The sequence below is a fragment of the Pseudomonas orientalis genome (assembly GCF_001439815.1).
Classification (GTDB): Bacteria; Pseudomonadota; Gammaproteobacteria; order Pseudomonadales; family Pseudomonadaceae; genus Aquipseudomonas; species Aquipseudomonas orientalis.
The window spans coordinates 470,447-495,617 of sequence record NZ_JYLM01000004.1; the positions used below are offsets into that span (position 1 = coordinate 470,447).

20 protein-coding genes and 1 tRNA gene are annotated in these 25,171 nt (G+C 60.2%); 4 read left to right on the forward strand and 17 right to left on the reverse strand.

Annotated features, from left to right (window positions below; all coding sequences use genetic code 11):
- Positions 1–23: 23 nt before the first annotated feature.
- The 4 genes from pqqF to TU82_RS13405 form a co-directional block, all read right to left on the reverse strand.
- Positions 24–2,399, reverse strand: coding sequence for a pyrroloquinoline quinone biosynthesis protein PqqF (gene pqqF / locus TU82_RS13390; protein ID WP_057723651.1), 2,376 nt, complete (start codon positions 2,397–2,399; stop codon positions 24–26).
- A 48-nt stretch (positions 2,400–2,447) separates the two neighbouring features.
- Positions 2,448–3,242 (reverse strand): carbon-nitrogen hydrolase family protein, encoded by a 795-nt coding sequence (locus TU82_RS13395; RefSeq protein ID WP_057723652.1) that lies wholly within the window; start codon positions 3,240–3,242, stop codon positions 2,448–2,450.
- 10 nt (positions 3,243–3,252) lie between these two features.
- The gene (locus TU82_RS13400; protein WP_057723711.1) at positions 3,253–4,935 is read right to left on the reverse strand and encodes a flavin monoamine oxidase family protein; all 1,683 of its coding nucleotides are present in this window, start codon (positions 4,933–4,935) and stop codon (positions 3,253–3,255) included.
- A 167-nt stretch (positions 4,936–5,102) separates the two neighbouring features.
- Entirely contained in the window at positions 5,103–5,549 is a 447-nt protein-coding gene (locus tag TU82_RS13405) for an Lrp/AsnC family transcriptional regulator (RefSeq protein ID WP_057723653.1), read from the reverse strand.
- 224 nt (positions 5,550–5,773) lie between these two features.
- On the opposite strand from TU82_RS13405, the gene TU82_RS13410 reads away from it, so the two are divergent.
- Positions 5,774–6,022 (forward strand): CsbD family protein, encoded by a 249-nt coding sequence (locus TU82_RS13410; protein ID WP_057723654.1) that lies wholly within the window; start codon positions 5,774–5,776, stop codon positions 6,020–6,022.
- Between the two features lie 129 nt (positions 6,023–6,151).
- On the opposite strand, the gene TU82_RS13415 is transcribed toward TU82_RS13410, so the two are convergent.
- The 5 genes from TU82_RS13415 to rpsU all read right to left on the reverse strand — a co-directional run bounded on the left by TU82_RS13415 (position 6,152) and on the right by rpsU (position 14,308).
- Positions 6,152–6,228: transfer RNA gene (locus tag TU82_RS13415), tRNA-Ile, on the reverse strand.
- A 17-nt stretch (positions 6,229–6,245) separates the two neighbouring features.
- Positions 6,246–9,617: a bifunctional diguanylate cyclase/phosphodiesterase gene (locus TU82_RS13420; protein ID WP_057723655.1), complete on the reverse strand. Its 3,372-nt coding sequence runs from the start codon at positions 9,615–9,617 to the stop codon at positions 6,246–6,248.
- Between the two features lie 135 nt (positions 9,618–9,752).
- Entirely contained in the window at positions 9,753–11,603 is a 1,851-nt protein-coding gene (rpoD, locus tag TU82_RS13425) for an RNA polymerase sigma factor RpoD (RefSeq protein ID WP_057723656.1), read from the reverse strand.
- A gap of 67 nt (positions 11,604–11,670) precedes the next feature.
- Positions 11,671–13,641: a DNA primase gene (dnaG, locus tag TU82_RS13430; RefSeq protein ID WP_057723657.1), complete on the reverse strand. Its 1,971-nt coding sequence runs from the start codon at positions 13,639–13,641 to the stop codon at positions 11,671–11,673.
- Between the two features lie 451 nt (positions 13,642–14,092).
- On the reverse strand, positions 14,093–14,308 hold the full coding sequence (rpsU, locus tag TU82_RS27880) for a 30S ribosomal protein S21 (protein WP_002551877.1): 216 nt from the start codon (positions 14,306–14,308) through the stop codon (positions 14,093–14,095).
- 202 nt (positions 14,309–14,510) lie between these two features.
- Here rpsU and tsaD point away from each other — a divergent pair, with 202 nt between their 5' ends.
- Positions 14,511–15,536, forward strand: a complete 1,026-nt coding sequence (gene tsaD, locus TU82_RS13440) for a tRNA (adenosine(37)-N6)-threonylcarbamoyltransferase complex transferase subunit TsaD (RefSeq protein WP_057723659.1) — start codon at positions 14,511–14,513, stop codon at positions 15,534–15,536.
- A gap of 19 nt (positions 15,537–15,555) precedes the next feature.
- On the opposite strand, the gene plsY is transcribed toward tsaD, so the two are convergent.
- Positions 15,556–16,125, reverse strand: coding sequence for a glycerol-3-phosphate 1-O-acyltransferase PlsY (plsY, locus tag TU82_RS13445; protein ID WP_057723660.1), 570 nt, complete (start codon positions 16,123–16,125; stop codon positions 15,556–15,558).
- Positions 16,126–16,199: 74 nt separating this feature from the next.
- Between plsY and folB the strand changes: the two genes are divergently transcribed.
- Both folB and folK read left to right on the forward strand, forming a co-directional pair.
- Entirely contained in the window at positions 16,200–16,553 is a 354-nt protein-coding gene (folB, locus tag TU82_RS13450; protein WP_057723661.1) for a dihydroneopterin aldolase, read from the forward strand.
- Positions 16,544–17,062, forward strand: coding sequence for a 2-amino-4-hydroxy-6-hydroxymethyldihydropteridine diphosphokinase (folK, locus tag TU82_RS13455; RefSeq protein WP_057723662.1), 519 nt, complete (start codon positions 16,544–16,546; stop codon positions 17,060–17,062). Before folB ends, folK begins: the two co-directional genes overlap by 10 nt.
- A gap of 72 nt (positions 17,063–17,134) precedes the next feature.
- On the opposite strand, the gene TU82_RS13460 is transcribed toward folK, so the two are convergent.
- The 7 genes from TU82_RS13460 to apaG form a co-directional block, all read right to left on the reverse strand.
- Positions 17,135–18,367 carry a multifunctional CCA addition/repair protein gene (locus TU82_RS13460; RefSeq protein ID WP_057723663.1) on the reverse strand — a complete coding sequence of 411 codons (1,233 nt, stop codon included), beginning with the start codon at positions 18,365–18,367 and terminating at the stop codon, positions 17,135–17,137.
- Positions 18,368–18,430: 63 nt separating this feature from the next.
- Positions 18,431–19,996, reverse strand: coding sequence for a SpoVR family protein (locus tag TU82_RS13465; protein ID WP_057723664.1), 1,566 nt, complete (start codon positions 19,994–19,996; stop codon positions 18,431–18,433).
- On the reverse strand, positions 19,993–21,264 hold the full coding sequence (locus TU82_RS13470) for a YeaH/YhbH family protein (protein ID WP_057723665.1): 1,272 nt from the start codon (positions 21,262–21,264) through the stop codon (positions 19,993–19,995). Before TU82_RS13470 ends, TU82_RS13465 begins: the two co-directional genes overlap by 4 nt.
- A 113-nt stretch (positions 21,265–21,377) precedes the next feature.
- On the reverse strand, positions 21,378–23,300 hold the full coding sequence (locus TU82_RS13475) for a PrkA family serine protein kinase (protein ID WP_057723666.1): 1,923 nt from the start codon (positions 23,298–23,300) through the stop codon (positions 21,378–21,380).
- A gap of 285 nt (positions 23,301–23,585) precedes the next feature.
- Positions 23,586–23,915, reverse strand: coding sequence for a thiosulfate sulfurtransferase GlpE (glpE, locus tag TU82_RS13480; RefSeq protein WP_057723667.1), 330 nt, complete (start codon positions 23,913–23,915; stop codon positions 23,586–23,588).
- Between the two features lie 9 nt (positions 23,916–23,924).
- A complete protein-coding gene (locus TU82_RS13485; RefSeq protein WP_057723668.1) occupies positions 23,925–24,776 on the reverse strand; it encodes a symmetrical bis(5'-nucleosyl)-tetraphosphatase in 852 nt (283 codons plus the stop codon).
- Positions 24,776–25,156, reverse strand: coding sequence for a Co2+/Mg2+ efflux protein ApaG (gene apaG, locus TU82_RS13490; RefSeq protein ID WP_057723669.1), 381 nt, complete (start codon positions 25,154–25,156; stop codon positions 24,776–24,778). Before apaG ends, TU82_RS13485 begins: the two co-directional genes overlap by 1 nt.
- Between the last annotated feature and the right edge of the window lie 15 nt (positions 25,157–25,171).

A 25,171-nucleotide genomic window follows, 5' to 3' on the forward strand; every position in this document is an offset into this window, starting at 1 on the left:
GCCTGTTGCAGGGTTGGCAATGATCACTCCGCCAGCTGCCAGGCCATTCGGCTGAACGGCCCGTTAGCGAGGCAATGCCAGCCACCTGTGGCGTCGTTCAGCTGTTGGGCGGCATGCCGCATATCGTCGCGTGAGCAGGTTTGTATCAAATCTTGTAATTGCCCCAGGTAGTCCGATGGGTGACCCGCCAAGTGCGCGTGCCACAGCAGATCGGCGGCTTGGGCCATGGGCAATGACTGGGCAGCGAATTGCTGCGCCAGCGCCTCGTTACCCATGTCAACGCTGCGTTCGATCAATGATGGCAGTTGGTTCAGAAAGGTCTGCACCTGTTCGAGGATTTCTTCCAGGGAAGCGCTGGGGGACTGCACGCCGAACAGCAGGCCGGTTTGCCCATTGATCTGTCGGATACCGCTCAAAACGGCGTAGCCCAGTTGTAGTTCAACGCGCAGGCGCTGGTAGAACGGCCCTTGAAGCAGGTGACCGAGCAAGCGCCAGGCGGCTTCATCGCGCAGGGCCTGGGTGGGTGTTGGGCAGAACAACAGCAGCGCCGCTTCGCTGGATTCGGTGTTTATCTCGTGCCAGAGGCGCTGGCCTTGGAGATGTTGAGGCAGGTACTGGAACTGTGCAGGCTGCCCGGGCAAACGTGCCGCAGCGGTCTTGATGGCCGCTTCACAAGCTGGCGGTAAGCCTGCGCCCAGTCCGTGCCAGCGCGCGGTGGCCCATGAGGTTGGGACTGCTTGGGGCGTCGGCTGAACACCGGCACAGCAGTTGGGCAATGCCTTGAGCAATTCGCGGATGGCGATCACCGGCGTCGAGGGCGGTGGCGGCAGCTGTTCATCGGCAGTGGTCAAGCAGTGCGTCAGCGCTTCGAGCACGGCGGGCATGGGCTCGTGGACACCGAGTATTTTTACCTGCCAGTCATTGGCGATGGTGTCGAAACACAACTCGACGCCCGCCTGTGCTGCACTCTCGCGCAACGGCTGCAAGGTGTTTTCCAGACCAGCAGGCACCGCAGAGTCGAATCGCCAGCGCAGGTACAGCGCGCCTTCGTCAGTGTCGTCCGCCAATGCCTGGCTGAAGGTCAGCGCCGACAGGTCTCGTCGCCCCCGCGAGCGATCCTGGGCGAAGGTGCGCAAGCCACGGTGGGCGCTGGTCTGGCCGCGAATCAAGCCGGCCCGTTCTTCCCTGACCGGCGGGCGCAGGAACGGATTATTCGGTGGAAGCTGCCAGCCGTGCGTGGCGGGCGGCAAATGCAGTGCGCCGAGCATGGCCTTGAGGGCTGCGAGGCCTTGGTCCGATAAATCTTCCGTGCCGTCGCGTGCCAGCGCCAGGGCGCCCTGGACCTGCTGTTGGCGCGCCTTGAGCAAGGCGAATTCTTCGCGTAACGGCGTCCAGTCGCTGTGTGCGAAAAAACTCAGCCAGTCGTACAACCGCGCCTCGATCTGTGTCGTCGAATCACTTTGGCTGTCGAGGGTAAAATCGATATCCAGCACGGCCTGTCCGGCAAAGTGATACGGCACCGAAGCGTGCACTGCCGTCGCCAGGCGTCGATCTTTGAGGTCTGCGAGCAAGCCGCCCGGCGCCGAACTGTTGAGCCAGGTACAGAGAAACGCCAGCGCTTCGCGCGGCGCATCACAGGTGATGACCTGGTGCAGATGATGATCGGCAACGTGCTGATAGCTCCGCGCTTGCCCGGCCATCAGCGCCGGTGGCGCGGCCTGGGGATGCCGCGGGCCAGGGGGCAGCTGCGCACTGAATCGCTGCGCCAGCGCTTCCAGGTCTTCCCGGGATTGCGGGCCGGCCAGGCTCAACGTCATCTGCCCGCTCTGATAGAAGCGTTGATGAAATTCGCGCAACGCCTGCTGAAAGGCCTCGCGTTCCACTGGCAGGCTGTCGCGGTTGCCCGCATGAAATCCGCGCAATGGATGATCAGCGGCCAGGCCCTCCAGCAAAGCCACCTGTTGCTGCGCCTTGGCATCCTCAGACCAGGCCACGAACTCGGCGTGCAGCACTTCGCGTTCGCGCAGTTGGTCGTCAATGGCCAGGCGAGGGTGCGTCAGCATGTCGGCCAAGCGCACCAGCCCCTCGTCGAAGGTCGACACCGGCAGCTCGAAAAAGAACTCGGTGACGCGCTCGCGGGTGCTGGCATTCACGTGCCCGCCATGGCGCTGCACATAGGCCATCAACCCTTCGCCTGCGGGAAAACGCTCGGTTCCCAGAAACAACAGGTGCTCCAGAAAGTGCGCCAGCCCCGGCCACGCCAAAGGCGCGTCATGACTGCCCGCCGCCACGCGTAAAACAGCGGCGCAGCGCTTCAAGCGCGGCGCATGGTGCAGGCAAAGGTTCAGGCCGTTGGCCAGAGTCAGGTGCAGAGGGTGAGGGTGAATCGGCGCAGGCATGGGCACTTCCGAAGCGGGGCAAGGGCCTATGCTAGCAAACCCGGTGGGTCAGGGCTTGTGCAGTGCGCCGTAAAGCTCGGGACGACGGTCCTGCAAGTAATGATTGGCGGCGCGGGCGTCGAGGATCGCTTGCCGCTCCAGCGTGCCGACGATCAACGTCTCATCCAGGCCCGCCTGGGCGATGCGCTGACCGTCGGGCGCGGCAATGCTGCTTTGGCCGCAGTAGTGAATATCGCCTTCGTGTCCGCAGTAGTTGGCATAGGCCACGAAGCATTGGTTCTCGAACGCCCGTGCCCGCACGGTGACGTCGGCGACAAAATCGAACGGCACCATATTGGCGGTGGGCACCAGGATCAGCTCGGCACCGGCCAGCGCCAGGCGGCGCGTGTTTTCCGGGAACTCCAGGTCATAGCAAATCAGCAAACCCAGCTTCCAGCCGTTCAACTCCACCAGCGGGAAGTCGTCATCACCGGCGCTGAACATCGAATGGTCCAGATCGCCAAACAGATGGGTCTTGCGATAGTTGCACAGGCGTGTGCCATGGGCGTCGATCAACTGCACGGCGTTGTAGACCTGGCCATCCTCGGCCCGCTCCGGATAGCCGTACACAATCGCCAGCCCGGCACTTTGCGCGATGTCGGCAATGGTTTGGGCCGACTCCCCATCCTTCGCCTCGGCCAGCGCGCCTGCCGCCTCGGCGCCAATGTTGTAGCCCGTCAGGAACATCTCCGGCAACACGAGCACATCGGCTCCCGCCGCTTCATGGGCCAGTTGTCGCAGGCGCTTGAGATTACCGGCGACATCCAGCGGCAGTGGCGGGCATTGGTACAGGGCGACACGCATGTCAGGCTCCTTATTCGGGCAGGGCGATGGGCCCTATCTCGTCAAACACATCGCCGGGCCCCGGGTTTTCCGGATGAGTGCTGCCGCCGAAGTGGTTCATGATGCCCCACACCGCGTTCAGCGAGGTCTGCACCGCGCCTTCCACCCACGCCGGGGTCCAGGAAACGTCGTCGCCAGCGATAAAAATCCCACGTTGCTCGGCAGGCATGTCCTTCTGCATGAAGTGCGCATACATGCGCTGGTTATACCGATAGTGGCCGGGCAATGCACCTTTGAAGGCCCCGAGGAAGTGCGGGTCGGCTTCCCAGGACACCGTGATCGGGTCGCCGATGATGCGCGCCTTGATGTCGACCTTCGGATAGATCTTGGCCAGCGCGTCGAGTGCCAGCTTGACCCGCTTATCGATGGGCTGGGGCAGCATTTTCAGCGCGTCGCTCATCCACGAGTAGGACAGGCAGATCACGCCCGGCTTGTCGTCGCCGTTGTCGAACAGATAGGTGCCACGGGTCAGGCGGTCGGTGAGCGTCATGCTCATCAGGTCTCGGCCGGTTTGCGGGTCTTTGTCTTTCCAGAACGGGCGGTCGACCATGACGAAGGTTTTCGATGACTGCATGTAACGCGTGCGGTCCAGGGCCATCCACATTTTTTGCGAGAACAGGGTTTCGTCGCATTCGATCTGGGTGGTCAGCAGCCAGCTCTGGCAGGTGGTCAACACGGCGGCGTACTCGCGGGTGTCACCGTAGGTGTCGGTGACGGCGAAACGACCGTCGGCAGCGTGGGCGATGCGCTTCACCCCTGCCCGTGGCGCGCCTCTGTGCAATGAGCTGAGGCTGGTGCCGGCGGGCCAGTGGGCACAGCGCTCCGGTACGTGACGCCAAATGCCCATGGGCACTTGGGCCACGCCGCCAACCACCAAGTGTTGGTGGTCGTCACAATTGGTCATCACCACGCGGAAGATTTCCAGCATGGAGTTGGGGAAGTCCGAGTCCCAGCCGCCGGTGCCGAAACCTACCTGGCCAAAGACTTCGCGATGATGGAACGACAACTTTGCGAAGGCTTTTGAGGTGGCGACGAAGTCGTAGAAGGTGCGGTCGTCCCACAGCGGCACCAGCTTATTCCACAGCGCCTTGAGCCGCGCCACGTCGCGGTCGCGGATCGCTTGCTGGATATCGCTGAACTGTGACCCTGCTTCCAGGGCATCGGCCCAGGCATCGGCCACTTCCTGGAACAGCGCAGGCAAGTCGGACAGTTTTTGCGCGTAGTGGGTCTGGCCTTCCAGATCGATAACGGTGCTGCCGGATGCCGGCGTCAGCGGGTTGGGGAAGGGTTTGGTGTCCAGGCCCAGTTTGTCCACATAGTGATAGAAAGCGGTGGACGACACTGGAAAACGCATCCCACCCAGCTCGGCGATAATGCCTTCGGCGCCTTCAAACGCCTGGGAGCGCAGGCGACCGCCCATCTTCGAGGCTTCGTACACCACCGGCTTCAAGCCCAGCTTCATCAGTTCGTAGGCCGCCACCAGCCCCGCAATGCCGGCGCCCACGATCGCCACTTCGGCGCCGTGGTGGGCGGCAGGAATACTGCCCAGGCCGGCGGGATGCTCGATCCAGTCATCAAAGGCAAACGGGAAATCCGGGCCGAAGATGGTGATGGGTTTCTTACCGTCGGTGGGGTGGCGATGGGGCTTGGCGATGCTGCTGGACGGAATGCTCATGGCGGACCTTACTGACGACTCGGCGGGACAGTGCCCGTTGAGTATAGGAAAAGATGGCAGCCAGTTTAGGGAGCGTTGCGCTCGTTAATAAGACGCAATGTGTCGTCGGATTGCACTCATTTTAGTCATTGTGACGAGATGTTCGGTCAGACAGGCTGCCCGCGGTCCAGTTTGTTACTGAGAATGATCGAAGTCGTGGTTTTCTCAACACCGTCGACACTGCCGATCTGATCGAGCAATTGATCCAGCTGCTCCGGCGACTCCGTGCGCAGCCACGCCACATAATCAAACTCGCCGCTCACCGCGCACAACTGCTGCACCTGGGCCATTGCACTCAACCTGCGCAGCACTTCCTTGCCCGAGCGCGGCTGCACGGTAATCCCCACATACGCCTGCAGACCGCCATCCGCCAGGCGCTGGCCCAGGCGCACGCCATAACCGGTGATGACCTGGGTTTTCTCCAGGCGTGCCAGGCGCGACGTCACCGTGGTGCGCGCAATGCCGAGCTGCCGGGCAAGCATGGCCACGCTTTCGCGGGCGTTGAGCTGCAGGGCTGCGATCAGCTGGCGGTCGATTTCGTCCAGGACGGGCAAGGGCAGAGCTCCAGTGCGGGGGTAGTGGGCCTGCATGTTACAGGCTTGATCCGGGTTACAGAACTGCTGTGCCAGGCACACGAAAGCCGCGCAATGCGCGGCTTTATTTGGGCGTCTTATCCACTTTGAACTATCACAAGCCCCATCCCCCTAAAGCTTTGTAGATAGCCCTTGGCCCAGGCTGATCCTGGGTTCTCCACTTACACGCATAGGTTTGGTGAGTTATGAAAAGTGAACAAGTCGAAGGCGTTACAGAGAAGCTTGCTGGAAAGGCACAGAGCGCCGTAGGGAAATTGTTTGGTGATTCGAAACTGGAAGCTGAAGGTGTTGGACGCCAAGCTGCCGGACAGTTGACTCAAACCTATGGTGACGCGTTGGACAGCGTATCGACTTTCGTAAAGGAAAAACCCGTTGCTGCCATCGCGATTGGTGCGGTGGCCCTGTTGGTGCTGGACCGTCTGCTGCGCCGTTGAGGTGAGGGGAAACCTTCAAAATTCAACCGTGTGGGCGGTTTGTGGACGGAAGATATTTTCTGGCGATTTTCAGTCAGGTTTCGTCTATTGCAGAAACGACAAAGGCCACGTAATACGTGGCCTTGAAGTTGGTGGGCCCACACGGACTTGAACCGTGGACCAAAGGATTATGAGTCCTCTGCTCTGACCAACTGAGCTATAGGCCCTTGTAACTGGACGCGGATTATAACGACGGTTTCCTCGCTGTGCCATCCGTAAAATCCCCCATCCGTGTACGAAGGAAGGTTTCGGCAAAAAGCTGCGGTGGCAGGGGCAGGCTGACGATGTAGCCTTGCATCTGTTCACAGCCTTCTGCGGCGAGGAATGCTTGCTGTGCGGGATTCTCCACGCCTTCGGCGATGATGGTGAATTGCATGCTGTGGCCGAGGGCGATGATGGCGCGCACGATGGCGGCGTCGTGGGGGTCGTCGGGCAGGCCGCGGACGAAGGACTGGTCGATCTTGAGGAAGTCCAGCGGCAGGCGCTTGAGGTAGCTGAGGGACGAATAGCCTGTACCGAAATCATCGATTGCCAGTTGCACGCCCAATTTCTTGAGCTGGTGCAGCACCGTCAGTGCTTCTTCCGCCTGGCTCATGATGAAGTTTTCGGTGATTTCCAGTTGCAGGCAGCCGGGTTCCAGGCGGTAATCGCGCAGCAGTTGTTCGATGCGCGACAGCAGGTTGGGGTGGCGCAGCTGCGCGCCGGCGAGGTTGACGGACAATGGGCCGAAGTCCTCGTAAGCGTCTCGCCAGGCGTGCAATTGTCGACAGGCCTGTTCCAGCACCCAATCGCCGATTTGCAGGATCGTGCCGTTCTCTTCGGCCAGGGCGATGAAGTGTTCGGGCGGTACGTCGCCGAAGGTCGGGTGGTGCCAGCGAATCAAGGCTTCGGCGCCGATCAGTTCGTGGGTGATCAGGCTGCGTTTGGGTTGGTAATACAGGCTCATTTCTCCACGTTCGATGGCGCGGCGCAGCTCATGCTCCAGCGCGACGCGTTCGTTGGCCTGGGTGGTCAGGTCGCAGGTGTAGCTTTCAACCCGGTTGCGGCCCTTGGCTTTGGAGCGGTACATCGCGGCGTCGGCGTTTTTGACCAGGGTGGCAACGTCGGTGCCGTCCTGCGGGTACAGGCTGGTGCCGATACTTGCGCTGATAAAGAACTCGTGCTCGCCGGCCTGGAAGGGCGGTGTGAAGCAATCGAGCAGTTTGTTCGCCAGGTATTGCGCGTCGCTGGCCTGTTGCAGGCCGGGCAGCAGGATGATGAATTCATCGCCGCCCAGGCGGGCGACGGTGTCGATATCGCGCAGTTGGTCCTTGAGGCGTACGGCGATGTCTTTGAGCAGCAGGTCACCGACCGGGTGGCCGAGGCTGTCGTTGATGTGTTTGAAGCGGTCCAGGTCGAGGAACAACACGGCGCCTTGGTTCCCGCTGTCCTGCTGACCATTGAGGGCCGCTTGCAGTCGACTTTCAAACAGCGTGCGGTTGGGCAGGCCGGTCAACGGGTCGTGATGGGCCTGATAGTCAAGGCGCGCCTGGGCGAGCTTGAGGCTGGAGATATCGGCAAATACTGCAACGAAGTGCGTGACCACCTCTTCGCGATTGCGCACGGCGCTGATGGTGAGCCAGCTTGGGTAGAGCTCACCGTTCTTGCGGCGGTTGGAAATTTCGCCCTGCCAGTGTCCCAGGGTCGTCAACTGATGCCACATCGCGGCATAGAAAGCGCTGTCGTGCAGGCCGGAGGCGAGCAGGCGCGGGGTCTGGCCAAGCGCTTCTGCCTCGCTGTAGCCGGTGATTTCGCTGAACGCGCGATTGACGGCACTGATGTTCTGCCGCGTGTCGGTGATCAATACGCCTTCGGCGGTGCTCTCGAACACGGTGGCAGCCTGTTGCAGTTTTTCCTGCATTTGCTGGCGCTCGGTGATGTCGCGGGCGATGGTCAGCATGCAGTCCTCTTCGCCGATGGGCAGCTGGCGGCTGGACAGTTCGCAGAGGCGAATCCGGCCATCGACGTGGCGGATATGGCAGATGAAGTCGCGGACAAAACCGTCGCGCTGCAGCAATTCCAGCATGTGCTTGCGTTCGTTGAGGTCGACCCATATGGCAAGGTCCAAGGCCGACTGATCGAGCGACATAGCGCTGGTGTAGCCGGTCAGATGGCTGAAGCCTTCGTTCACTTCTATCAGCAGGCCATCACTTTGACGGCTCAGCAGCAAGCCGTCCGGTGAGGCATGAAACGCCTTGGCAAACTTCTGCTCGGACAGCAGCAGTGCCTCTTCCGTCCGCTTGGCTTCGCTGATGTCGATCATCAAGCCGCGCAGCACCGGTTCCGGGCCGTATTTGATCAGGCTGACAATGTCGCGGACCCACAGGCAGCGGCCATCGGCGGTGATCACGCGATAGTCGATGCTGTGATCACGGTTGGCGCGGGTTTCACGGTAACAATAGGTTTCGGCGCGCATCAGGTCGGCGGGGTGAATGATGTTGCGCCAGAAGCCGGGGATCAGCCAGTGGGCGCGGGGGTAGCCAAGCAATTGCTCGGCATGGGGCGACACGTAGCTGTAGGTGAAGTCGCTGACGTTGGCTTCCCAGGCGATGGCGGACAGACTCTCCACCAGGCCGCGATAGTGGTACTCGCTGCTGCGCAGTTTTTGCTCAAGCGCCACTCGGCGGGAAATTTCCGAACTGAGCCGGCGATTGATTCGAATCACGATGACCAGCACGGTGCTCAGCAGCAACACCGCAGGTAGCCCGTACAACAACAAATCCGCCCAGAACGTGCGGTGATCGCTGAAGCTGCCCACCCAATGCTGCTGGATCGCATCGGTTTCGGCTGGGCTGAGATCGGCGAGCACCTTGTCCAGGATACCCACCAGTATTTTCTCGTCCTGGGGTACGCCCATTGCCAGCTGATAACGGTAGGGCGTTTCGCCGCTGACGTACAAACCATCGAGTTTCAGCTGGCGCAGGCTCCAGACGCTGGACGCCAGGTCGCTGACTACCGCATCGACTTCATCGGTGGCCAGGGCCTGCAGCATGGAGCTGGCGTTAGGCATCGCGACGAGGTTGAGGTCCGGGTGGTGGGTGCGCAGTAATTCATGGGGCGCATAGTTTTCCACCACGGCGATTTTCAGGCCGTACAAATCCTTGAGGTTGCGTGGTTTCGCGCCACCTTCATGGGCCAGTATCACGATGGGGAAGTCGAGATAGGGGCGCGTGAAGGCCAGGAAGCTCTGGCGTTCAGGGGTAGACATGATGCCGGGCAGCAGGTCGAGCTGATTGTTGCGCGCTTGTTCGAGCACGGCAGTCCAGTTCACCGGCTCGATCAGCTTGACCCTGACGCCCAGGCGATCCTGTATCAGGCGCACATAATCGGCGGCCAGGCCCTGATATCGGCCATTTTCATCGCGGTATTCAAAGGGCGGCCAGGACGCATCCACGCCAAGGCGCAGCTCCTGATGGTCCGTCAGCCAGCTACGCTCATCATCAGTGAGAGTCAACGCGCCAGCCGTTGCGGTCCAGGTCAGCAGCGACAGCAGTATCACGGTCGGCAATCTGGGCATAACGGTCTCGTTATGGCACGGGGAATGTCTCGAGTGTAGACGGGCATTGCGTGGGCGGGGTGTTGCGGGGCAGTTAATCTGCGCAAAGAAATGACTGGAAAGCAAAACCCCCGGCCTGGGCCGGGGGTTCTGGTATCACTCGTCGAGGAAGGAGCGCAGATGCTCGCTTCGCGTCGGGTGGCGCAACTTGCGCAGCGCCTTGGCTTCGATCTGACGGATCCGCTCACGGGTCACGTCAAACTGTTTACCGACTTCCTCGAGGGTGTGGTCGGTATTCATGTCGATGCCGAAACGCATGCGCAGTACCTTGGCTTCACGGGCAGTGAGGCCGGAGAGTACGTCGCGAGTCGCTTCCTTGAGGCTCTCAACAGTGGCGACATCGATGGGCGACTGCATGGTCGAGTCTTCGATGAAGTCACCCAGATGGGAGTCTTCGTCATCACCAATCGGCGTTTCCATGGAGATCGGCTCTTTAGCGATCTTCAATACCTTGCGGATTTTATCCTCAGGCATTTCCATGCGTTCGCCCAGCTCTTCCGGGGTCGGTTCGCGACCCATTTCCTGCAACATCTGCCGGGAAATACGGTTGAGCTTGTTGATGGTCTCGATCATGTGCACCGGAATACGGATGGTGCGGGCCTGGTCGGCGATCGAGCGAGTGATCGCCTGACGGATCCACCAGGTGGCATAAGTCGAGAACTTGTAGCCGCGACGGTATTCGAACTTGTCCACAGCCTTCATCAGGCCGATGTTGCCTTCCTGGATCAGGTCGAGGAACTGCAGGCCACGGTTGGTGTACTTCTTGGCGATCGAGATCACCAGACGCAAGTTGGCTTCAACCATCTCTTTCTTCGCGCGGCGGGCCTTGGCCTCACCGATCGACATGCGACGGTTGATGTCCTTGATCTCGGCGATCGTCAGGCCTGTTTCAGCCTCCAGTGCGCTCAGTTTCTGCTGGCAACGGATGATGTCCGGCTGCAGGCGACCAATGGCTTCGGCGTATTTCGCCTTGCCCTTGGCCAGGGCGTCACTCCAGGTTTCGTCAACTTCGTTGCCCGGGAACTGGCGCAGGAAGTCGGTACGCGGCATGCGCGCATCACGGACACAGAGCTGCATGATCGCACGCTCTTGTGCACGCAGACGCTCAAGGGCGCTACGAACCCGTTCAACCAGGCCTTCGAATTGCTTGGGCACCAGCTTGATCGGCATGAACAGCTCGGCCAGGGCCAACAGCTCGGCAATCGCCTGCTTGTTGCCACGACCATGCTTTTTCAGTGCCTTGCGGGTGATTTCCATTTGATCGGAAACCGCACCGAAACGCTGGGCCGCGATGATCGGGTCTGGACCGCTTTCGACTTCATCTTCTTCGTCGCTGCTGGCTTCAGCATCGTCGTCTTCGGTTTCGTCGTCCGCTTTCGGCGCTTTCGGATCAACCGGCGGCGGTATTTCGGCGGCAGGTGGCGCAATGCCGTCGTCCGGGTCGATATAACCGCTCAGGACGTCGGACAGGCGGCCACCTTCGGTGGTGACGCGAGTGTACTCGGAGAGAATGTGGTCAACCGTGCCAGGGAAGTGCGCGATTGCGCCCATCACTTCACGGATGCCCTCTTCGATACGCTTGGCGATTTCGATTTCGCCTTCGCGTGTCAGCAACTCGACGGTGCCCATTTCACGCATATACATGCGCACAGGGTCAGTCGTGCGACCGATGTCGGTCTCCACCGCAGCCAGCGCGGCAGCGGCTTCTTCAGCGGCTGCCTCGTCGGTATCGGCGTCGGCCAACATAAGGGCGTCCGCATCCGGAGCACTCTCGTGTACGGGGATCCCCATGTCATTAATCATGCGGATGATGTCTTCCACCTGCTCAGGATCTGAAATATCCTCAGGCAGGTGGTCGTTGACCTCTGCGTAAGTCAGATACTTCTGCTCACGACCAAGGGTGATCAACTCTTTGATACGAGACTGCTGTTGCGCTTTTCCGGACATAACACCCTATCCACTGAAGGTCTTGGCGGGCAAAAAACAAGCCGAGGATTATACCCGAGCTATGACCTCACACGCCAGCTGAGGTCGGGTTTGATGTGCAAACGTTCTGTTTTAAAAGGTCGCGCATCTGTTTTGCTATCTGAATTTGCTCTTCAGCCGACAATCCCGGCTGTCTTGCTCTCTTTATGAGCTCATCGAGGGTCTGTGTGTGCTGACCCGCGGATAACCTGTTAATGGTGTCTAAAAACTGTTGTTCAAGGTTATCGCCGTCAATTAGCCACTCCTTTTCCGCAAGAGCCTTCAACAGGCGGCCCTGTTCCGTGCCATGCCAACGCGCCATGAGCTGAATTGAGTTTAGCTTAGGATTTTTCTGCACGGCCTCGATCAGGGCGATGAGCACCTGGGCGTAGGTGTTGCTCTCGTTGGCGAAATGATCGGCGCTTTCAACCTTGCCCGCCAATTGCGGGTGGTGAATGAGCGTACGCAAGGCAATCAGCGTCGGCGCTTCCACGGCAACCGGCGTACGCGGGGCGTGGGCCTCGTCGCGGTCGCCGCGTTTGCCATTCTTGCTCCAGGGCTTCTTGTCCCATTTCTTGCCGCCGGCACCGGGCTTTTTCGGCGTCCAGTCCTGCTGGGGCGCATACGCCTCCTGCGGTTGGTGGAAGTCGGAATAGTCCGGCATGGCATCGTAATCCATGCCTGGGTCGTAGGCCGGTGGAGCATCTTGCGGTGCGTTATGCACCAGCTGGCTGACGGCTTCGCCGCTCAAGCCAGTGATTTCCAGCAAGCGCATGCGCATCAGTGATTTCAGGTTGGCGCCCGGGACCTTATCGATCAACGGCGCTGCGAGGGTGGCCATATGGGCCTTGCCTTCAAGCGAGCGCGGGTCGGCCTCTTCGGTCAGTTGCTGGAAGAAATAGTCCGCCAGCGGCTGTGCGTGTTGATTGATGCGGGCGCGGAACGCGTCGGTGCCTTCGGAACGCACCAGGGTGTCCGGGTCTTCGCCTTCGGGCAGGAACAGGAAGCGTGCGCGGCGCCCGTCCTGCAGGCTCGAAAGTGTCGCCTCAAGCGCGCGCCAGGCGGCGTTGCGGCCTGCCTGGTCGCCGTCGAAGCAGAACAGCACGCTGGGCACCACGCGAAACAGGCGCTTCATGTGTTCTTCGCTGGTGGCGGTACCGAGCGTCGCCACCGCATTGCGCAGGCCTTGCTGGGCCAGGGCGATCACGTCCATATAGCCTTCAACCACGATGATTTCGTCGAGGTTGCGGTTGTTCTTGCGCGCCTCAAACAGGCCGTAGAGTTCCTGGCCCTTATGGAAAACCGGGGTTTCCGGCGAGTTCAGGTACTTGGGTTTGTCGTCCCCCAGCACCCGGCCACCGAAGGCGATGATGCGGCCACGGCTGTCGCGGATCGGAAACATCACGCGGTCACGGAAGCGGTCATAGCGCTTGCCGGTCTCGGCGTTTTCCACCAGTAGGCCGGCATCAATCATGGCTTTTTGCTGGAGCGTATCGCTGCTCAGGTGCTTGTACAGATTGTCCCAGCCGGGCGGGGCGAAACCGAGGCCGAAGTCCCGGGCGATTTCACCGGTGAGGCCGCGGCCCTTGAGGTAATCGACGGCGGCTTTGCGCTGCGGATGGCTTTTAAGTGCTTGTCGATAGAAGTCGGCAGCGGCGGTCAGCAGTGGATACAGCGGCGAGTCGGTGGGTTGTCGCGGTTTGTGCGCACGGCCACTTTCTTCGCGGGGGATTTCCATGCCGGCGGCTTTTGCCAGGTCCTCGACGGCCTGGGGGAAATCCAGGTTGTCGTGGTCCATCAGGAAGCCGAGGGCGTTGCCACCGGCACCGCAACCGAAGCAGTAATAGAACTGCTTGTCCGGGCTTACGCTGAACGACGGGGTTTTTTCTTTATGGAACGGGCAGCAGGCGGTGTAGTTCTTGCCGGCTTTTTTCAATTGCACGCGTGAGCTGACGACATCGACGATGTCGGTGCGGTTCAGAAGGTCGTCAATAAAGCTCTGGGGAATCAGCCCGGCCATGGCGTTCTCGTCATCACTGCGTGTAAATGAGGGCCCGTGAAATGTTCAAGCGCACGTGGGGTGCCTGATCATTATCGTCTGCATGGGATGTCAGAGAGTGTATCTGTCGAACATTCGCTGACGTTAGTTTCTATCAGTGTTCGCAGTGTTCGACGAATAAAAGTTGCCCATGAGTCCGGTCTTGACCTGTGGGCGGTCTCGGAAGCTCATCAATGGGCACAGTCGACACAGTATGATCGCCTGCTTGAAGAATTAGGTGTGCTCGTCAGTAGCCTTGTTAGGCTCGTCAGAAGAGACGTGCACCGCTGGCAAAAGAGCCAGTCCTGACGTTTGAAGCGGTGTCTCGGTCGCGTGTGCGGCGTCGACGATGAAGCATCAAGCGATATCCGCAAATGCCAACAGCCCGGCTGAGGGCCGGGCTTGGCAGAAGCTTGCTACGAACGTCTGTGTATTAGTACAGACGAACGGCGCGGCGCTGTTCGCGCTGAACTTTCTTGGCGTGACGCTTAACAGCGGCTGCTGCTTTACGCTTACGCTCAGAAGTTGGCTTCTCATAAAATTCGCGGCTACGAACTTCAGCCAGAACACCGGCTTTTTCGCAGGAGCGCTTGAAACGACGCAGAGCTACGTCGAAGGGTTCGTTCTCTTTTACTTTGACGGCTGGCATCCAGAGCTACCTTCTTTCATTACCGGGATCAACGTTCTCGTCGCAAAAAATTCGCGGCTGAGGTCGTCGGTTTTTAAGGGTTGCGGATGTTAACCCCTCATTGGCAGGAATGCAAAGCCTCTGATCGAAAACCGCTAGTCGGGAGGGGGAGTGGCGACTATTATGCGCGCCTTCGAATTCAGCCTCTACAAGGCGCAAACCCATGCTAGTACTGGGACTTGAAACCTCCTGCGACGAAACCGGTGTCGCACTTTACGACAGTGAACGCGGGCTTTTGGCCGATGCGCTGTTCAGTCAGATCGACCTGCATCGTGCCTATGGCGGCGTGGTGCCGGAGCTTGCCAGCCGTGATCACGTCAAACGTATGCTGCCATTGATCCGCCAGGTGCTGGATGAAGCCGGCTGCGTGGCGACCGAGATCGACGCGATTGCCTACACCGCAGGCCCCGGACTGGTCGGAGCCCTGCTGGTTGGGGCTTCCTGTGCCCAGGCGCTGGCATTTGCCTGGGGCATTCCGGCCCTTGGTGTGCACCATATGGAAGGCCATTTACTGGCTCCGATGCTGGAAAAAACACCGCCGGCGTTCCCGTTCGTCGCTTTGTTGGTTTCGGGGGGGCATACGCAGCTGGTTCAGGTCGACGGCATCGGCCAATACACCTTGTTGGGCGAGTCGCTGGACGACGCCGCCGGCGAAGCGTTCGACAAGACCGCGAAGATGATGGGGCTCAATTACCCCGGTGGTCCGGAAATCGCCCGCCTCGCCGAAAAAGGCGTGGCCGGTCGTTACACATTCCCGCGACCGATGTGTGATCGTCCTGGTTTGATGTTCAGCTTCAGCGGCCTGAAAACCTCCGCGTTGAATACCTGGCAGCAGAGCGTCAGCGCCGGGGACGACGGCGAGCAAGCCCGTTGCGACATCGCGCTGGCGTTCCAGCAGGCTGTGGTAGAGACTTTGACCATCAAGTGCAAGCGCGCGCTGAAGCAGGCTGGCATGAAGCGGCTGGTGATTGCCGGCGGCGTCAGCGCCAACAAGGCCTTGCGCGGCTCGTTGGAGACCATGCTCGGCGAGATGAAGGGCGAGGTGTTCTACGCGCGCCCTGAGTTCTGCACCGACAATGGCGCGATGATCGCCTACGCCGGCTGCCAACGCCTGCAGGCCGGGCAGCATGAAAGCCTGGCGATCAGCGTGCAGGCGCGTTGGCCGATGGAGCAGCTGTCGCCGTTGTAGGGGTTAACGTGGGCCCGGTTTAAAAATGCCGTTCGCGCCCGGCAAACAGGTCGCGTAGATTGCCGCGGTGGCGCCAGACGATCAGCAGTGTCAGCACGCTCATCGGCAGCAGCGCCGCCGGTTCCTGCCAGGCCAGCAACGGCAGGGTGAGCGGTGTGGCGATCAGCGCCGCCAGGGAGCTGGTGCGGGTCAGGTAGAACGTCAGCAGCCAGGCGAGCACCGCCAGCAAGGCTGCCGGAGGATAGATTCCCAGCAGCATGCCGGCCGCCGTGGCGACGCCTTTGCCGCCGCGAAAGCGGAAGTACAGGGGGAACAGGTGGCCGAGGACGGCGCAGATGCCCACCCAGGCCTGCTGTTGCAGGGTGAGGCCTGCGAGGCTGGCGATCAGTACGGGCAGCAGGCCCTTGCAGAGGTCGCCCAGCAGTGTCAGCACGGCCAGCTTCTTGCCGGCCAGGCGCAACATATTGGTGGCACCGGCATTGCCTGAGCCACTCATTCGCGGATCGGGGTTTCCCGTCAGGCGGCTGAGCAAAATGGCAAAGGACAGCGAGCCGAGCAGGTAGGCGAGAATCGCCAGTGACCAAAACATGCTAACTATTCCGGGCGAGGACGCCCTGATTCTAACGGGGCATTGCGCCCTTGTCGTGCTGCGGAGAAGAGTGCTTGGACAGAGTGTTTATCGAAGGCCTGGAAGTCGACACCGTGATCGGCGCCTACGACTGGGAGCGCGGAATCCGTCAATGCCTGCGCCTGGACCTGAGCTTTGCCTGGGACAATCGCCCGGCCGCCGCCGGCGACGACCTGAACCTGGCGCTGGATTACGCCAGCGTGTCCGCGCGTATCCAGGCCTTTGCCGAGCAGTCCCGGTACCAACTGGTGGAAACCTTCGCCGAGCGCCTTGCCCAAGTGCTGATGAGTGAATTCCAGATTCCCTGGCTGCACCTCAAATTGACCAAGCCAGGCGCCGTCCCGGCCGCCAAGGGCGTGGGCGTGGAGATCGAGCGCGGATGTCGCTGACTCAGGTTTACCTCGGCCTTGGCAGTAATATCGAGCGCGAGCTCAATTTACGGGCGGGGCTCGATGCGCTGGCGAGCTTTTTGACGGACATGCGCTGTTCTGCGGTGTTCGAAAGCCAGCCGGTTGGTATCAAGAGCGGCCCGTTTTTCAATCTGGTGGTGTCGGGCTTTACCGACCTGACATTGATGGAGTTGGACCGTCGGTTGAAATTCATCGAGGCCGAAAATGGTCGTTACGCGCCTGATCGCAAAGGCTTGCCGTTAGACATCGACGTGCTGCTGTATGGCGATCTGGTGGGTAACTTTGATGGTTTGGTGCTGCCGCGTGCGGAGATCCTCAAGAACGCATTTGTCTTGTGGCCGCTGTCGATGATGGCGCCGGATCGTGTTCACCCTGAGGCGGGCAAGACCCTGGCCGACCTCTGGCGCGATGCGCAGATTGATCAAGTGCTCGCGCCCGTGCCGTTTGAGTGGCGGGGCGAGCAACTCACGCCGCCAGCTCTTTTGTAGGAGCCGAGCTTGCTCGCGAAAAACCTGAGGGCGCTGCGTTATCGGTGACGTCCTTCGCGAGCAAGCTCGCTCCTACAGAGGCTTGTGTTGTTCCTTGTAGGCTTTCAGCGTCTTGAGCCGTTCGCGCTTGAGCGCCTCGCCCAGCTCCGGGCCTTTGAAGCCTTTCTCCAGCAACGGTGCTACCTGCACCGCGCGCGCGGCCTTCGCCGCGCCACGCAAATAATCCGCCTGTGGATAACGTCGCTGTTCAAGCCCCTTGCGGCCACGCGCATCCATCTCGCAGGCGACCACAAACTCCTCAAAGCGCTGCGGTCGACGGTAGACGTCGAAACTCTGCAGCAACTCCAGCAGCGTCGAGGCCTTCAGTTCCAGGGCACGATGTCCGTGGGTGTGGTATTGACCCACCAGCAGTGCCAATTCCTGACAATCCTTCGGTACCTTGAAGCGTTCGTTGACAGCCTTGATCAGCTTCAGACCCCGGTGTTCGTGCGCAATATGCTGCGGTAACTTATCCACAGGCGTCAGACCCTTGCCCAGGTCATGCAGCAGGCACGCCCAACGTACGGTCAGCGGCTGTCGATGCAAGGCTGCCTGCTCCAGCACGCTCAACGTGTGCAGGCCGGTGTCGATCTCGGGGTGATGAGCCTCGGGTTGCGGTACGCCGAACAGCGCGTCCACCTCCGGTATCAAGGTTTTCAGCGCATTGCAGTCACGCAGCACCTGGATAAACACCTGGGGCTGATCTTCCATCAATGCCCGGGAAATTTCTTTCCAGCTGCGCTCCGGCGTCAGCGCCTCCAGTTCGCCGGATTCGCTGAGTTGACGCATCAGCTCCAGGGTTTCGGGTGCCACGGTGAATCCTAGGTGCGCATAACGCGCGGCGAACCGGGCAACGCGCAGCACTCGCAGGGGATCTTCGGCGAAAGCGGGCGAAACGTGCCGTAAAATCCGCGCATCCAGGTCGCGTTGGCCGTGGTAGGGATCGGTCACATTGCCGTCATCGTCTTCAGCCATGGCGTTGATGGTCAGGTCGCGACGAATCAGGTCTTCTTCCAGCGTGACCTCGGGGCTGGCGTGAAACACGAAGCCGCCGTAGCCCCGGCCACTTTTACGCTCGGTGCGGGCGAGGGCGTATTCATCGCCGTTTTTCGGGTCCAGGAACACGGGGAAGTCAGCGCCGACCGGTTTGAAGCCTTTGGCCAGCATCTCTTCGGTGGTGGCGCCGACGACGACGCGGTCGATGTCGGTGACCTTGATGCCCAGCAGGCGATCACGCACGGCACCGCCGACTTTGTAGATTTTCATTAAAAAGCCTCCATTAGCGCCACAGGATACCGCCTGCGCCTGGCCAATGGAGGCTTTGCCGTTTCAGAGATGCACGACGGCCAGGTCCAGGCGGCCGTAGTCGTTGTCGTTATGATCGCTGCGCGGTGGAACATGGTGGGTTTTCATCACCTGGTCGCCCTGCAGGGTTTCCAGATGGATATCGAAGCCCCACAGCCGATGCAGGTGCTTGAGCACTTCCTCGGTGGATTCGCCCAGGGGTTTGCGGTCGTGCTGCTGGTGACGCAAGGTCAGCGAGCGATCACCGCGCATGTCGATGCTGTAGATCTGCACATTGGGCTCGCGGTTGCCCAGGTTGTACTGCGCCGCCAGGGTCTCGCGGATAGTCCGATAGCCAGGCTCGTCATGGATGGCCGGCACCACCAGGTCCTCCTTGAGGTCGTCATCCAGGATGCTGAACAACTTGAGATCACGAATCACTTTCGGGGACAGGTACTGCAGGATGAAGCTCTCGTCCTTGAAACTGCTCATGGCGAACTTGATGGTGGAGAGCCAGTCGCTGCCGGCGATTTCCGGGAACCAGTGACGGTCTTCTTCGGTGGGATGCTCGCACATGCGGCGGATGTCGCGGTACATCGCAAAGCCCAGCGCGTAGGGATTGATGCCGTTGTAGTAGGGGCTGTCGAACCCGGGCTGGAACACCACGCTGGTGTGGGAGGTGAGAAACTCCATCATGAAACCGTCAGTGACCAGGCCTTCGTCGTACAGGTCGTTCATCAGTGTGTAATGCCAGAACGTCGCCCAGCCCTCGTTCATCACCTGAGTCTGGCGCTGTGGATAAAAGTACTGGGCGATCTTGCGCACGATGCGCACGATTTCCCGTTGCCACGGCTCCAGCAACGGGGCATGTTTTTCCAGGAAGTACAGGATGTTTTCCTGAGGTTCGGCGGGGAAGCGTGCATTGTCCTTGTCGCTGTTTTTGCCGGCACGCTTTGGAATGGTGCGCCACAAATCGTTGATCTGCTTCTGTAGGTGTTCCTCACGCTCCTGCTGGCGCAGACGTTCTTCTTCGGCCGAAATCGGATAGGGGCGTTTGTAGCGGTCGACGCCGTAGTTCATCAGGGCGTGGCAGGAGTCGAGCAAATCCTCGACCGCGTCGATGCCGTGGCGCTCCTCGCATTGCATGATGTACTGCTTGGCGAATACCAGGTAATCGATGATCGAACTGGCATCGGTCCAGGTGCGGAACAGGTAGTTGCCCTTGAAAAAGCTGTTATGCCCGTAGCACGCATGGGCCACCACCAGTGCCTGCATGCAGATGGTGTTTTCTTCCATCAGGTAGGCGATGCACGGGTCGGAGTTGATCACGATCTCGTAGGCCAGGCCCATCTGGCCGCGGGTATAGGACTTCTCGGTGCTGAGGAAGTGTTTGCCGTAGGACCAATGGTGATAACCCAGTGGCATGCCGACGGAGGCGTAGGCATCCATCATCTGTTCGGCGGTGATCACTTCGATCTGATTGGGGTAGGTGTCCAGCGCGTAACCCGCCGCGATGCGGCTGATTTCCCGGTCATAGGCCTGGATCAGTTCAAAGGTCCACTCGGACCCGGTGGAGATAGGTTGGCGCTTATGCTCTTTTTTGGCGGTCATGTCACTAACCTGCGCTGGAAGAGTTCACGGAAGACCGGGTAGATATCGCCGGCCGAGACCAGTTGCTGCTGGGCGAACGTGTCGGCGAAGGCTTCGCCGATGCGCTCGTATTCGAACCACAGCGCCTGGTGCTCACGGGGGGTAATTTCGACGTAGGTGTAGTACTGCACGAAAGGCATGATCTGGTTGATCAGGATATCGCGGCAGATCGGCGAATCATCGTTCCAGTTGTCACCGTCGGAAGCCTGGGCCGCATAGATGTTCCACTCATTGGCCGGGTAGCGCTCGGCCATGATTTCCTGCATCAGCTTCAGGGCGCTGGAGACGATGGTGCCGCCGGTTTCCCGCGAGTAGAAGAATTCCTCTTCGTCCACTTCCCGGGCGCTGGTGTGATGGCGGATGAATACCACGTCGATCTTGTCGTAGTTCCGTTTCAGGAACAGGTACAGCAGGATAAAGAAACGCTTGGCGATGTCCTTGGTGGCCTGGGTCATGGAGCCGGACACGTCCATCAGGCAGAACATCACGGCCTTGGAGCTGGGGTTGGGCTGCTTGACCAGCAGGTTGTATTTCAAGTCGAAGGTATCGAGGAACGGCACGCGATGAATGCGCGCGCTGAGTTTCTCGATTTCGGTCTCTATTTCCTGGATATCGCCGAAGTTGTCCGGCTCTTCGCGCTTCAAGCGCGCCAACTCTTCCTTGGCCTGCTTGAGTTTTGCCCGGCTGCTGCCTGACAGGGCGATGCGTCGGGCATGGGCTGAGCGCAGGGTGCGAATGATGTTGATACGCGACGGATTGCCCTCGTTGCTGATACCCGCGCGTACGGTCTTGAAGGTGTCGGTGCCGGTCAGGTTGCGCTTGACCAGGTTGGGCAGTTCCAGGTCCTCGAACATGAATTCGAGAAATTCCTCCTGGGTAATCTGGAACACGAATTCGTCCATTCCTTCGCCGGCGTTACCGGCCTTGCCCGCGCCCTTGCCGCCACCGCCTCCTTGAGGACGTGCAATGTGTTCACCCGTGGTGAATTCCTTGTTGCCGGGATGCACCACCGTCTGCTTGCCGCCCCGGCCGTGGTGCAGCACGGGTTCGTCGATGTCGCGTCCGGGAATGCTGATTTGTTCGCCATGCTCCATGTCGGTGATGGAACGGCGGCTGACGGCCTCTTCAACCGCCTTTTTGATGTGGTCACGGTAACGCCGCAGGAAACGCTGGCGGTTTACCGTGCTCTTGTTCTTGCCATTGAGGCGTCGGTCGATCACATAGCTCATGGGGAGCCCTCCGGGCAGCTTCACGTTACAAGCTTCAAGCCGCGAGCTGGAAGCTTAAGGACAAGCGGTCGACTGCCAGGCTTGATGCCTGGCAGTGAGCACCTGTCGCTGCCTTACTGCGATTTGCGCACCCGCAGGTACCACTCGGAGAGCAGTCGTACCTGTTTGTCGGTGTAGCCGCGCTCGACCATTCGAGTGACGAAGTCGTTGTGTTTTTGCTGATCCTCCTTGCTGGCCTTGGCGTTGAAGCTGATAACCGGCAGCAGATCCTCGGTGTTGGAGAACATTTTTTTCTCGATCACCACCCGCAGCTTCTCGTAGCTGAGCCAGGTTGGGTTCTTGCCGTTGTTGTTGGCGCGGGCGCGCAGCACGAAGTTGACGATTTCGTTGCGGAAATCCTTCGGATTGCTGATGCCGGCGGGTTTTTCGATCTTCTCCAGCTCCTCGTTGAGCGCCACGCGGTTGAGGATTTCGCCGGTTTCCGGGTCGCGGTATTCCTGGTCCTGAATCCAGAAGTCGGCGTACAACACGTAGCGGTCGAAGATGTTTTGGCCGTACTCGCTGTAGGACTCCAGGTAGGCGGTCTGGATTTCTTTGCCGATGAATTCGATATAGCGCGGCGCCAGGTATTCCTTGAGGAAGCGCAGGTAGCGCTCGCGGGTTTCGGCCTGGAACTGTTCCTGTTCGATCTGCTGTTCAAGTACGTAGAGCAGGTGCACCGGGTTGGCGGCGATCTCGTGGGGGTCGAAGTTGAAGACCTTGGAGAGGATCTTGAATGCGAAGCGCGTCGACAGGCCGTTCATGCCCTCATCGACGCCCGCCGTGTCACGGTATTCCTGGATGGACTTGGCCTTGGGATCGGTATCCTTGAGGTTTTCGCCATCGTACACCCGCATTTTCGAGTAGATGTTCGAGTTCTCCGGCTCCTTGAGGCGCGACAGCACGGTGAACTGGGCAAGCATCTTCAGGGTGTCGGGTGCGCAATGGGCCTTGGCCAGCGAGCTGTTGAACAGCAACTTGTCGTAGATCTTGATTTCATCGCTGACCCGCAGGCAGTACGGCACCTTGACGATGTAGATACGGTCGATGAAGGCTTCGTTGTTCTTGTTGTTGCGGAAAGTGTGCCATTCCGATTCGTTGGAGTGCGCCAGCAGGATGCCGGTAAACGGAATCGCGCCCAGGCCTTCGGTACTGTTGTAGTTGCCTTCCTGGGTGGCGGTGAGCAGTGGGTGCAGCACCTTGATCGGCGCCTTGAACATCTCCACGAACTCCATCAGGCCCTGGTTGGCCCGGCACAGCGCGCCCGAGTAGCTGTAGGCGTCGGCGTCGTTCTGCGGGAACTCTTCCAGTTTGCGAATATCGACCTTGCCCACCAGCGCCGATATGTCCTGGTTATTCTCGTCGCCCGGCTCAGTCTTGGCGACGCCGATCTGGTTGAGGATCGACGGGTAGAGCTTGACCACGCGGAACTGGCTGATATCACCGCCGAACTCGGCCAGGCGCTTGGTGGCCCAGGGCGACATGATGGTATTGAGGTAGCGCCGTGGGATGCCGAAGTCTTCTTCGAGGATCGCGCCGTCTTCGGTGGCGTTGAACAGGCCCAGGGGCGACTCGAACACCGGCGAGCCCTTGATCGCGTAGAAGGGCACTTTTTCGATCAGCTGTTTGAGTTTTTCGGCCAGGGACGACTTGCCGCCGCCAACGGGGCCGAGCAGGTAGAGGATCTGTTTCTTCTCTTCCAGGCCCTGGGCGGCGTGGCGGAAGTAGGAGACGATCTGGTCGATGCATTCTTCCATGCCGTGGAAGTCTTCAAAGGCCGGGTAACGCCGGATCACCTTGTTGGAGAATATCCGCGACAGGCGCGAATTGTTCGAGGTGTCTACCAGCTCCGGCTCGCCAATCGCCAGCAGCAGGCGTTCGGCGGCAGACGCGTAGGTGCTGCGGTCCCGTTTGCACAGCTCGAGATACTCTTGAAGCGTGAGTTCTTCCTGTTGTGTGGACTCGAAACGTTGTTGGAAGTGGCTAAAGATACTCATGACGTCGTCACCTCGCTCGATACGTGGAGCCGACGCCGGATCAATCAGTCGATGCTGGCAGCCATTGACGTTCGCCAATGGCTGTTTTCCCCCCAGAACACCCTGAAACGTTACCGATGACCCGCGCGCCGGTGTACCGGCTCTCCCCTGATTTGGATGGCCTGCGCTTAAGGATAGTTCGGAATCGGGGAGGTCAAGGCGCGATACGTAATTAGTTTGGCTGCGCCGTTCGTCAGAAACGGCGCAAGCCCAAGCGTCACGCGGGGTAGCGGGGTGTGAAAAAAATTATTGCGAATCGCCTGAAGAAATTTCAGCAGGATAGGTCGTACGCCACAGCTCAAAGCCGCCATCCAGGCTATAAACGTCGGAGAAACCCTGGCTGATCAGATAGGCTGCGGCGCTTTGGCTGGAATTACCGTGGTAGCACGCCACGATCACTGGCGCGTCGAGGTCGGCGGCGCGGATGAAGTCGGCGATATTGACGTTGTCCAGGTGCTGGGCGCCGGCAATGTGGGCCGCAGCGTAAGTCGACTGGTCACGGATATCGACGACCACAGCGCCTTGCTCACGCAGGGCCTGGGCTTGTTCGGGAGGGATACGTTTGAATTCGCTCATGGCGGGCTCCTAGGGCTTGGCGGCGGCCGTCTGTGTAGTGGATGCTGGGGATTCACACGGGCAATTGATGCGCTCGCCGGTGTCGATGTTCATCAGGGTCATGGCGCCGCCCCACACGCAGCCGGTGTCGAGGGCGAACACGCCGGGTTCGTCGCATTTGCCTTCAAGGGCGGCCCAGTGGCCGAAGATGATTTTCGTGTCGCGGGTTTTGCGTTCCTTGTGAGCGAACCAGGGCTTGTAGCCGGGCAGGGCGGTGTCGGCGCCTTCCTTGCTCTTGAGGTCCAGCTTGCCGTCCGCCGTGCAGAAGCGCATGCGCGTGAAGTAGTTGGTGATCACTCTCAGGCGGGCGACGCCGGTGAGTTCGTTGTCCCACTTCACCGGCTCGTTGCCGTACATGCCGTCGAGGAAGGCGGTGTACAGGTTGTCATCGGCCAGGGCGCTTTGGACTTCGGCGGCGCACTTGAGGGCTTTCTTCAAGGTCCATTGCGGTGGGATGCCTGCGTGGACCAAGGCGATGTTGCGGGCCTCGTCGTAATGCATGAGCTTTTGCCGGCGCAACCATTCCAGCAGTTCGGCCCGGTCCGGTGCTTCGAGGATTTCGCGCAGGGTGTCGCCTTTTTTCAGGCGCTCGATGTTATGGCCGGCCGCGAGCAGGTGCAGGTCATGGTTGCCCAGCACACAGACCAGCGAATCGCGCAGGTTATAGAGGTAGCGCAGGGTTTCCAGCGACTGCGGGCCACGGTTGACCAGATCGCCGACCAGCCACAGGCGATCGTTCGCGGGATCGAAGGCGACCCGTTCAAGCAGGCACTTGAGGGGCTCCAGGCACCCTTGCAGGTCACCGACCGCGTACGTCGCCATCAGTGCAGGGCTCCGGGCACCGCGAGGCGGAAGGGCTTGATCGTGGCGTCGAACATGTGGCCATCGGTGGCTTTCATCTGATACGAGCCCTGCATGGTGCCGACCTTGGAGGTCATCACCGTACCGCTGCTGTAGGTGTGGCTGGCGCCGATGTCGATCAAGGGTTGCTGGCCGACAACGCCCGCGCCGCGGACTTCTTCAACTTGACCATCGCCGTCGGTGATCATCCAGTGGCGCGACAGCAACTTGGCCGGCACCAGCCCGTTGTTTTTCACCGTGATGGTGTAGGCAAAGGCAAAGCGGTTGAGTTCAGGTTGCGATTGGTCCGCCAGGAAGCGGGTGACGACGCTGACGTCGATCTGGTAGCGAGGATCGGACATGCAAGAGGCCTTAAA